Annotated in this window: 12 protein-coding genes and 2 pseudogenes; 4 read left to right on the top strand and 10 right to left on the bottom strand. The window is 40.2% G+C overall.

Annotated elements, in window-relative coordinates; translation table 11 throughout:
- A pseudogene (locus O9139_RS24130) lies at positions 1-218 on the top strand (IS110 family transposase); the annotation flags it as partial.
- A gap of 201 nt (positions 219-419) precedes the next feature.
- Here O9139_RS24130 and O9139_RS24125 read toward each other — a convergent pair.
- Complete coding sequence (locus tag O9139_RS24125) at positions 420-785, bottom strand: winged helix-turn-helix transcriptional regulator (protein ID WP_270884316.1); 366 nt, start codon at positions 783-785, stop codon at positions 420-422.
- A gap of 127 nt (positions 786-912) precedes the next feature.
- Between O9139_RS24125 and O9139_RS24120 the strand changes: the two genes are divergently transcribed.
- Both O9139_RS24120 and O9139_RS24115 read left to right on the top strand, forming a co-directional pair.
- Positions 913-1,800, top strand: coding sequence for an alpha/beta fold hydrolase (locus tag O9139_RS24120; protein WP_270884315.1), 888 nt, complete (start codon positions 913-915; stop codon positions 1,798-1,800).
- A complete protein-coding gene (locus tag O9139_RS24115; protein WP_270884314.1) occupies positions 1,797-2,312 on the top strand; it encodes a dihydrofolate reductase family protein in 516 nt (171 codons plus the stop codon). The genes O9139_RS24120 and O9139_RS24115 overlap by 4 nt, the downstream gene beginning before the upstream one ends.
- A gap of 305 nt (positions 2,313-2,617) precedes the next feature.
- On the opposite strand, the gene O9139_RS24110 is transcribed toward O9139_RS24115, so the two are convergent.
- From O9139_RS24110 to O9139_RS24075, 9 genes and pseudogenes are all read right to left on the bottom strand, one after another.
- Positions 2,618-3,169 carry an ATP-binding protein gene (locus tag O9139_RS24110; RefSeq protein WP_270884313.1) on the bottom strand — a complete coding sequence of 184 codons (552 nt, stop codon included), beginning with the start codon at positions 3,167-3,169 and terminating at the stop codon, positions 2,618-2,620.
- A 225-nt stretch (positions 3,170-3,394) separates the two neighbouring features.
- A pseudogene (locus tag O9139_RS33435) lies at positions 3,395-3,523 on the bottom strand (DUF6881 domain-containing protein); the annotation flags it as partial.
- Between the two features lie 211 nt (positions 3,524-3,734).
- Positions 3,735-4,220, bottom strand: a complete 486-nt coding sequence (locus tag O9139_RS24105; protein ID WP_270884312.1) for a DinB family protein — start codon at positions 4,218-4,220, stop codon at positions 3,735-3,737.
- Positions 4,221-4,304: 84 nt separating this feature from the next.
- Complete coding sequence (locus O9139_RS24100) at positions 4,305-4,946, bottom strand: hypothetical protein (protein WP_270884311.1); 642 nt, start codon at positions 4,944-4,946, stop codon at positions 4,305-4,307.
- 152 nt (positions 4,947-5,098) lie between these two features.
- Positions 5,099-5,566, bottom strand: coding sequence for a pentapeptide repeat-containing protein (locus tag O9139_RS24095; RefSeq protein WP_270884310.1), 468 nt, complete (start codon positions 5,564-5,566; stop codon positions 5,099-5,101).
- Between the two features lie 220 nt (positions 5,567-5,786).
- Positions 5,787-6,245 (bottom strand): SRPBCC family protein, encoded by a 459-nt coding sequence (locus O9139_RS24090; protein WP_270884309.1) that lies wholly within the window; start codon positions 6,243-6,245, stop codon positions 5,787-5,789.
- Positions 6,246-6,809: 564 nt separating this feature from the next.
- Complete coding sequence (locus O9139_RS24085) at positions 6,810-7,064, bottom strand: acyl-CoA-like ligand-binding transcription factor (protein ID WP_270884308.1); 255 nt, start codon at positions 7,062-7,064, stop codon at positions 6,810-6,812.
- Positions 7,065-7,252: 188 nt separating this feature from the next.
- A complete protein-coding gene (locus O9139_RS24080; RefSeq protein ID WP_270884307.1) occupies positions 7,253-8,020 on the bottom strand; it encodes a C40 family peptidase in 768 nt (255 codons plus the stop codon).
- A 399-nt stretch (positions 8,021-8,419) separates the two neighbouring features.
- Complete coding sequence (locus O9139_RS24075; RefSeq protein WP_270884306.1) at positions 8,420-8,899, bottom strand: DUF2062 domain-containing protein; 480 nt, start codon at positions 8,897-8,899, stop codon at positions 8,420-8,422.
- A 771-nt stretch (positions 8,900-9,670) separates the two neighbouring features.
- Between O9139_RS24075 and O9139_RS24070 the strand changes: the two genes are divergently transcribed.
- Positions 9,671-10,669 (top strand): IS110 family RNA-guided transposase (locus O9139_RS24070; protein WP_270884305.1); only part of this gene is annotated, 999 nt, incomplete at its 3' end.

Here is a 10,669-nt window from a genome sequence, read left to right as displayed (position 1 = left end):
ATAGGCGGACAGCTGCGCGAAAAGGTAAAAAACGAGCAGCAATAAATGTTGCCCATGCAATGCTGCGAATTGCGTTTTATCTCCTCACTCGTAAAGAAATGTATGTAGATCTTGGTGAAGATTACTTTGACAAACAGAAGCAGCAATCTATTGTAAAGTATGCCGTTCGAAGACTAGAGAACTTAGGTTACTCCGTAACAATTGCCGCTAACTCCTAGCTCCATTCCCCATCTTACAGACGCTTCAAAAAATGATTAGGAAGCGTCTTATTTAGTGCTGCCATTTTCCGATACTCCGGATTTAATTTTCATGGGAGCGCAATGATGCAGCTTAATACTTGACGAGGTTCCCTGTGCTGTCTTTAACGGCAAATTTTAAGACCATCCTTGTTAGGATGGCCCGCTCTTTGCTCATGATAATCACATCTCCATTTCTGCTGCTTCTTCCTCTGTCTCATCCGACTCTTTCCGTAGATATGCGCCATATTCCTGAGTCCACGTCCACATGGCCACAAATATCGGTTGCAGACCTTTCCCGCACTCAGTAAGTTCATATTCGACATGCAGCGGTACACCAGGGTAAAGAGTACGAGTGACGATTCCCTTCTCTTCTAACAGACGAAGGCGATCTGTCAAAGTTTTAGGACTAATGGGTTGTAGCTTACGGCGTAATTCCCCAAAACGTCGGGTCCCATTAAAGAGTTCGAATAAGAGAAGAAGGGTCCATTTTCCATCCAAAAGCTCCAGGATAGGTTCAACGACGCCAGGACAGGATCGATCCATCATTTTAATCACTCCATAGTTCATTTTTTGAAACTATTGCACTTTAATGTAACTACTTTTCAAAAGTACCACAGATAAGTTACTATGTAAATCAATAAGTTGGAAATGGATGGAAGAGGGAGGAACACATATGAAAAGACCATTTGAATTAGATCCGGGGGAGTACCCATTCACCGATCACTGGCTGCCTTACCGTGACGGCCACATCCATTACCTCGATGAAGGGCAAGGACCGACGGTTCTTCTCCTACACGGTAACCCTACGTGGTCATATCTTTATCGGAACGTGATCAAAGAGCTTTGCAGGGAATTCCGTCTTATCGCTCCGGATTACCCCGGATTCGGTATGTCGAAGGCGCCTGAGGGCTACCGTTTCACCCCGCAAGAGCAATCGGAAGCCGTTCATGAACTGATTCGCCATTTGGATCTAAAGGATTTTATTTTAGTGGTTCAGGATTGGGGAGGTCCGATCGGTCTGAACTACGCGGTACAGCATCGGGATAACTTGCGTGGCATCGTCGTGATGAATACATGGGCGTGGCCTGCGAAAATTTTGCCAATGAAATTGTTCTCGCTCGCCATGGGGGGACCAATCGGGTACTGGCTGCAGACTCGTCTCAATTTTTTCGCCAAAACCATTGTTCCGAACGGGATACACCATACCGAAAAAGTCACAGATAGCTTAAGAAAAGCTTACACCGACCCATTCCCAACCCCAAAGTCCAGGATTCCGACGTGGGTATTCCCCGGACAGATTCGCAAGGCACGAGCATGGCTTGCCGCTATCGAATCAAAGTTGTCGAATTTGTCCGATTTACCAGCACAAATATTGTGGGGCACGAAAGACAGCGCTGGCTTCCCGCTCGAACAAATGGCCAAATGGCAAAAACATTTGCCAATGAACGAAACCATTGTCCTGGAAGATGCCTCACATTATTTACAAGAAGACCGTCCAGATCAGGTAGCATCAGCTATCCGAAAAATACTTAATCGAACACAAGGAGGAGTATTACTATGAAAACTATTTTATGGGCAACTTTAACCGCTAACGGCAATTATGCGCAATCCGGCCCCGAAAACCCGCCAAAAAAAGAATCGCTAGACGACTTTGCGACACACGCAAAAGCTGCGGGGAATTTCATCATCGGGCGTCGGACTTTCGAAGGAATGCGTGGTAGTGGAGGCCCAGGACCCGGACCATTTGCCGATATCGATATCGTCGTCGTATCAAATAACGCCTCGGAAATCCCGGGCGTAACGGTTGTGAGATCGACACAGGAAGCATTGAGCTATCTGCAGCAAAAAGGCCATCAAACCGCTCTTATTAGCGGCGGCGCGGATATCCATAATTCATTTTTAGGCCAAGGACTTGTTGACGAAGTGATTTTCAATGTGGCGCCTGTGTTGGAAGGCAAAGGGCTAAATCTTTTAATCGACAAAGCTAACTACCGATATAAGCATGTGCAATTGCTGGACTGCAAGCCCCTCGGTGGTGGCGTCGTTCAACTGCGCTATGCGATTGATCGATAATTGAGTTAAGCCCTTCATTAACTTTTACCGCTGAAGTATCCTGACCCAGCACCATGACCCCTTATTCGAGGGGTCATGTTTATTTTCATGAAGGAGTACAAATGATCATAAAAACGTAACTAATTTAACTATGCTGCCCGTTAGTTTAATCCACAGCACCGGGCTGCTGATCTAAGTTATACATTTTAAAGGGGGTCTTAATTTCTAGTATAGGCTACAATTTGATTACATTTTTGAACTAAAGTGTCCGTTAGTTGGACAATTTCTTTTGTAAACAATGCATAACTTTGATGACCATATTAAACCTACATAAGTTCGCTAATTTCCGTAATCTTCTTAATAACCATCGGTACGTCTTCTTCATTACGGCTGACTACAAAGAGGTGGTCAGCCTCGCCTGTTTCTGGAGCCGGTGCTTCGCTCATTTGTTGTCGAGCAAGCACATCCCCGAACGTTGAAGCGCTCCGAAAAATATCTTTGCTTCGCCGGCTTTCTGTTACCCGTTCTTTTAGTACGTCATCCGAAATATTAAAATAGACGAGAATGCTTATAAACCCTTTCATTCGAAAATATTCCAGTAGGTCCATGCGGCCGTTTCGTGCAAGATTTGAATTACATAGAACGAGGTGACAATCGGTTTGATTTACCGCGTAATCGACTATCGTTTGAGTAATTGCGTATTTCAGCGCATTAGGGCCTTCTTTCGGACGTAACGACTTGTAGTGAGCGTTAATGAACGATGCGTGATTGTCTTGGTCAATAATAACTGCATTCTTCAACTGCGATTCTAGTTGTTTAGCGAATGTCGTCTTACCACTATGTGTTTTACCTACTGTTACGACTACAATTCTCTTCATCAACAGCCCCCCTTTTTGTTTACTTTTTATTCCACACATTATTATGTAACCCTGCCAGATAATTAAAAAAGCTGCCGATCTATAGCATCAGCAGCCTTACCATGATGGGCATTCAACTAGCGTGTCCCGTTAGTTAAGTGTTGAAAACGCGCATTACAGGAGTGGTACAACTTTATCACTCCAAAACTTTTCAAACTCCACTTTTAAGATTGATTTTGGTATAAATTAAACCTCGGTCGCTATCTCCTCAATACTGGGGAAAGGCTCAATAGATAACCTTGTATCCCTGACTTCAACATCCTGATAAGCGAAGCCGACTTTCCCATCTCTGTATATTTCAATTTTCCTTGTTTCATATCGGTTTGCATTATTTCAGAAATCAGAATGATTGGTTCGTCAATAAAACTATGTTTCCATAGAACATAAATAAACTCCATGTATTGGTTTCCTTTCAGGTCCCTTTTCTTCTTTATTTTATCATTCCTCGTTGAAGAATGCTGCCCGTTACTTGAATGAAAAAAAGAGGAGCTGCCGCTCCTTCACTAATTATTCCAGGTAATTTTTCTTAATTTGCATCTACTTTCCAGTTCTTATGTAGCTTCCGAATATAACAGATTTGACCAATGTGATATGCATTATGAGTTGACACATTTCCGAGTATCTCCCACCACTTGGCATCCATTGGGAAACCATTCACGTCACTTTCGACTTTTTCTTCGGTAAGTAGACTTTGCCATTTTAAAAGCACCTCTAATAATCGTTCCTTTAAATCAGCGAAATCATGATCTTTGGGAACTATAAAACTTTTATTATTATTTCCTATGGGAGGCACAGCATTGATATGAGATTTTTGGTACCTAGTTTGCCAAGTCTCATTCCAATAAAGTAAATGCTGCACAATTTCAGCGATACTATTACTATCTTCATTAGGTTTCCAAAACGCTACTTCCTCTGATAAATTTTCAATTGCATCTGAAAATGGTAGGTACCAACTAGGGTCATTAGCATTTGCTAATAACTGATTGGATAAGATATCTTTTACATGAACCATACTTTTGACACTCCTTCTTATTGATATGCGGCGGCCTGTTAATGTACAGTTCAGCTAACTATCCGTTAGCTTAATTTTTGAATCCTAAATCTTTAAGCGTAATAACTCTAATTCTTGAAGAACTTCCTTTACATCACAGTCGGGATTTAAGATATTGATCATCTCTGCCGTAATGGTGAATTCATCGTAAATTTTTGCAACAATATCTAATGATGGTGATATTTCAAAATAACCCTCTGCAAATTCTACAAAATCCTCAGGTGTATGGAATATACAGCCCACTAAAAAATCAGAACCATCGCTTTCACCTTTTGGAATTTCAACTTTTCCCTTGCGCCAGCTAGTGTCACTGTTTTCACGCCAAATACAAAAAGTCACATCATCTTTTTCAATTGCATCGTCTTCAAGTAAAGTTAATAATTCCTTAGGAACGTCATCATAAATCCCTTCCAATACTTTATGTTCATCTTGAGCATATGGGCTTAATTCAGATTCGTGATCGAAGCCTTTTATTATGGAGCCTTCAGTGGAAAACAAAATAATTAGATGGTCACCTGCCCCATTATCTATTTTCGCCATACAAACACCCTCATCCCAGTCTTGAACAAACCTATGGTAACGAAGCCATTCATCTTCACAAAGAATAATATTTAGTGATGCTTGGATTTTCATTAGCTTTTTTAAAATTATTGGATTTGGTAAACGTTCTAACACATTTACTTCCATGAATTCTCACCCTTTCATCTTTCCTTGCAAAGATGCAATTCTCATGGTGTTTAATATGCTATCTTTTTGCACAACTATTGAATTATTCTTGAAACTATTCGACTCCCTGTTTATTGTGCTATAGTGTCCTTTAGCTTAATTATACTGATGCATTACTTATTCTTTATTAATTCTTCTACTAACACCCCGTTAATCTTCAATCCAGATATATCACAATCGCGAATATCAAGATTTGTTAAGTTACAGTTTGTTAGTTGCCCATTAGATAAGTTACAATTTACAAAGCTAGTTGGTTTGTAACCATTTGGATTGTAATTTCCATCACCCTCCATAGGGAGAACAACATTACGAAATTCAGTGCCAATTAAATGAACATTTTCAAGAACAGCATAACTAAAATTGGCGTTTTTGATTTCGATGCCAGTGAGATTAGCATTTTCAATTCTAATATTCGACATATTCACATCGTTTAATGCCATGCCTTTCATATTTGCATTATTAATGTGTGTCTTTGTCAAATTAACGTTGTCAAAAGATAATTCTTCAGCTTTAACCTTTTGAAACCTCGAGCCAGAAATATCAGCCAGTTCATATTCTAAACGATCAACTTTTAATTCCATCTTCACAAACCTCCAATATTAGTATTACTCCAATTGTTCGATACACAACTAAAAATCCCTTTATTTTCCATTGATAAATCAACTATGCTCTATTGCCCGTTAGGGTGGAAAAGGCAACCGTTCATTCTGCGGTTGCCTTCGTATCTTTATTCAACTATCGTGTCCCTTTAGTTTTAAATGTTGCCACAAGCGTGTAGTTAGTGTCTCCCTCGAATTATCTTCAAATTGCTCTTTCTGCTATTTCCTTTAATTGTTTATTCCTGAATGTCAAAAATCTTTTCATGTATTCCTTTAAAATAACCCTTTCAACAATCCAACCAATAATACCAAATGGAGCCTCAAAATATAAAGTATCTTTCATCAAAGTTCGATTTCCTAAATCAATAAATTCGTGTTCATGTCTCATATTCTTAAAAGCGCCGCTTTTCATCTCATCCACAAACTTATACGGTCTAATATAGTCAGTGACCCTTGAAGTTAGCTTTTGTCTGATCAAAAAATGCTTTGCTTGAAAAGTCACAGTTTCCCCTTCACCGATCAATCCAGAAGTTCTTCCAGCTACAACTCTTTCCTGAGTATGTTTCCAGACTGTTTGAGTATGTATTTCAATATTTCTTGCCATATCAAAACAAAGTTCAATTGGTGCTCTAATTTCAATCTCTGCAGAAACCGTTACCACGGAACACCCCACTTCTGTTTAACATGGTTTAATTACTTTAAAATAATAAATTTGACTTACCGGATTTCCTGAATTTTCATTTTTAATTATTCGTGAAGTGCAATTCGGGGTAACCCATTCATTACAATACGCACAAAATGTAGCATCATATCTATCGTAGTAAAAAAGTCCATTATTACAGGAAACACAAAAATTATTAGGCTCTAGAGCTCCACCAATATTAAAGTAGTCATCAATAACAATAAGCCTTTCTTTCCTCAGTATCTTTACTTTCAACAAGCACCCCCAACAAAAGTCGTTTCCCTTATTTCACCACATTTGTTGGAACTAAACTGCAGCTGCCACGGCAATCTGCTCCCTGTCTCCCTGTTTATTGTGCTATACTGTCCGTTAGTTCAGCGACGTTTATCAAAACTAAAAGAAGCTATGGAGGGTTCCATCGCCACGCTATCGTGTCCGTTAGCGTAATGATTTACTGTGAAGTGGTTCTCCGCAATGTATTTAACGGCAAGTTTTAGGGCCATCACTTTTATGGGATGGCCCTTCCAGCATTGCAGTATTCGTTCATTTTCCTACAGTTCCTAATTTCCCTATAGGCAAGCCAGCCTCATACAGTGCCAGTGCTTCATCAATGACGGCATAGATATCGGCTTCCGGATGTTCCACGCAATACTTTAGCACTGCCATCAGCGCGCCCAGCATGGAGCCTGCGAACAATTGCACTTCCAAATTATCTTGCGGGCGCCCCAGTCGTTCCGCCACCAGCCCGGCAATCATCTGGATGTTGTCATTCATTTGAACAAACGATGCGGCGCGCAACTCCGAAATAGATCAACTATTCTGAAGCATTTTTTGTTTTCATTATAAAAATCAACCTTGAAATCACTGCTCATTGAATACTCGAGTCTATTGATCATTGATTGCGAACAACAGAACTTTTTTGAATAAATTGTAGGTACTGTGCGGCATTTAATCTTACTATGTTCTTGTCACCCGACAACTAATTATTAGCCAATTCTTTTTGCAAACAAGAGTCTTCCTTGCCAATAAGCGTCAAGAGGCGTAATTGTAACACCAGGTGCCCCATATGTATTGATCATTTCGTTATTTCCAATATACATTCCCAAGTGACCAACAATACGATTGGAACTATACCTTCCTGGCGTGTAGAAAAAAAGTAAATCACCGGGTCTTAAATTGGAACGATCAACTAACGTGCCCAATGTTGATTGTTCTTGGGATGAACGTGGAAGTGAAATGCCGAAATGCCCGAACACATGCTGTACAAAGGAAGAACAATCGAATGCACGTGAACTTTCATACGGGCCAGCATTGAATTGGTAAGGCGTACCCATATATTGTTTTGAGAACGAAATTAAAGAATCAGGGTTAATTGTATTATGAGAAAAACTTTGAACGTGAATGGAAGTTGGTTCAGGCGGTGAAAAAAGCTTATCAACGGATGCTTTCGTTAAAAGCAGGTCGCCATTTAAACTTAGAGGGGCATCAGGCAGCGTAAATGTGGAATTCCCAGATAAAACTGTTGTTTCATTTGCCTTTAAACGGTAAATAGGATCGGTTTCACCAATCAAGTAAGAATTGGAATTGAGATCAAATAATGAAACGAGGTTGTTTTGTTTGGCTACCTCCGAAAGTGAAATCAAGGGTTCATTACTCTGTCTAGATTTTTCCTTGATCTGATTTTGGTTAGAACATCCTACACCATAACAAATGAGTAGGATAAGATAAAAACAAAAAACCTTTTTTAATATCATAATACGTAACCTCCCTTTTATAGATATTCTTTTATTAAGAGGCTACATATATGCATTGAAATATTAAAGCTCAGCTAATTTTATTCACCAACCAAAAGGATCAATATCTCGTTTTTCAAGCCAACTTAAAATGGCTTTTATTCGATAATATAAATGCTTAACCGTGAATTGCTTAATTTCTCCTCCTCCGACCAAGCCTCTAAAAGATGCTTTGAACCGACAATTTCGGGTTCCTTTTGGAGAACACAGATCATGACGAAGAAAAATTGGACAAGGCGAAGGCGAGCTCGCATTCAAAATCACTAACAATTTTTCAGAGAAGCCATTTAGGGGTGCTCAGACTCACATACTAAGCAATTGTTCTTTGTTAACTCGAATTGTGGAAGAAGCATAGAACATTTATGAAGAAATGTCGCCAGATCCTCCGGTTTTTTGGTTGTGCTTTAACCTTAGTGCAATAATTTTTCTGATCACAAAGTAACAAATGACCGTCAAAACTCCTCCGATAATAACAGCTCCTAGTAGCAATTCAGCGTCTTTGTGTAATACACCTCTAGCCCAAGCCCACTTATGCGCATGCGGATCGAAGTTTTCATGGAGCAAAGTCTTTCCGATCTTTAATTCCAATGGTGCTAATGGAATGTATACAATTTTAGTAAAGAAATATCCTGCAGATGCTGCTGTCAAACTATAGTTCAACCTCTTGACTATAACTATCATCAGCACAAAAGCAATGCCTAGCGTTGGTATGGTCAACATTTCTGAAATTACGCCGATTGCAAAACTCATTGCTACTAAATGTGGTCCTGCAGGGTCATTGAGTAATTCATACCATTTACTCGTAATCTTTGTCTTCAACTTAGTTATAAAATTTATCATATGCCACCATTCTAACTGTACTATTTACCATAGAACATACTATCCCACTATTAATTCAATCTGCCCGCTGCAACGTAAATATAAGAGGCTCTTCCCAGTTTAGCATAACTATTAGCGGTCAATCCTTGTAGTAGAACCTCGAAGGGAGTAACTAGGATAACGGAGAATGGGATATTTAATAGAACTATGAATTTAGGGGCGGGCTGGGAAGTATACGATGTAGCGTTTAAGCCGGTACAAAAAGAATTACGAATTTACATCCGTACCGTATTCCCTTGTCCAAGTTTTGTAGATTTACATTACCCATGGGAAACTACGAATAACCAAAAAAGAGCTACTCTAGCAGTATAGACAACTCAAATGAAAGTTTGATGAGAAACGTATCCCGTAGCGTTTAGAAGAATTTATAGATTTTATTTTTTGTTAGTTGTTTTCTGTTTTTTCTTTAATCTCAGTATTCGGCAACGTCTAATATGCACAGAATAGACGCTGGTCTGCGTAATGGCTGAATTGGAAGTATCCTGCCCGTTCGTATTATGAGGTCACCAGAACTTTCTGGTCGACCTCATTTTTGTATGGTCGTAAGATAGCGGTAGCCGGGGATCGAACGATTCTGCCCGTGGGACCTGGATCCCGAGAGCTATTCAGTTCATCCCCCCTACTTGTTAAACCATGGTTAGGCTGGTTGGGACGTGATCCCGTATCACATGCGATAGTGTGGAAGACAAGAAGGTTAGGGGTTGCCGGTGAAAATACTACGGGAGTGATGACATGAATCCAGTCATTGGTTTGGATGTATCAAAGGGAGAGAGCCACGCACAAGCTTTTTTAGACCGCGGAGTACCTTATGGGAAGATCTTTAGGTTTAATCATGATCTTGAAGGGTTAGCGTCTTTTCTAAATTATATTAAAGGAGTGGAATCAGCTGCAGGGATACGTCCCGCCATTGTTATGGAAGCAACAGGCCATTATCATAGCTCCGTTGTTCAGTTTCTGGATGAGCACCAGTATTTGAACATCGTCATTAATCCTTTAATCTCACATAACGCCAAGAAAACCAATTTGCGACGGTTGAAGACGGATGCTGCTGATGCCCATCTATTAGGGACGCTGTTCTATAAAGAAGAGTTTGAACCCTACAAAAAGCGGGGTCAACATCTAATGAACTTACGCTATCTAACACGCCAACATGAATCTTTAACGGGTATGTATGTCCAAACAAAACTACAGTTTCAGGCTATTCTGGATCAAGTATTTCCTGAATATCATGGCGTGTTTGGTGACCTTTATTCAAAGGTTTCCCTTCGATTTCTGGCTTTACACCCGACATCTAAAGAGGTCCTAGAAATGTCCGAGTTGGAGATTACAACTGCAATCGGACGTCTTACTGGACGCGGCAGATCCGTCTCATGGTGCTTGGAACGCGCTCAAATCTTAGGGGCTGCAGCAAAGCGAAATCCCTTTAAGGAGACGGCTTTTTCAAGCCATTTGATCTCCATGCAGCAGCTCATCAAATTGCTTCTTCAATACCAGGACCATCTAGCAACCCTTGATAAATCGGTAGAAGCCCTGGCTGAAGAATTACTAGAATATGATTTAATCCAATCGATACCCGGTATTGGCACTAAGATTGCTGCAACAATTTTAGCTGAGATCGGGGAAATCGATCGGTTTGATCACGCAAAGAAACTGGTGGCCTTTGCCGGTGTTGATCCAAGTGTTTTTTCATCAGGCAAGTTTGTAGCTACCCAAAATAAAATCACTAAGCAT

This window comes from Paenibacillus aestuarii, from assembly GCF_027789125.1.
In the GTDB taxonomy this organism is placed as follows: Bacteria; Bacillota; Bacilli; order Paenibacillales; family NBRC-103111; genus Paenibacillus_E; species Paenibacillus_E aestuarii.
The sequence above is the reverse complement of the archived record's forward strand: the minus strand, read 5'-3'. Positions and strand labels throughout refer to the sequence as shown.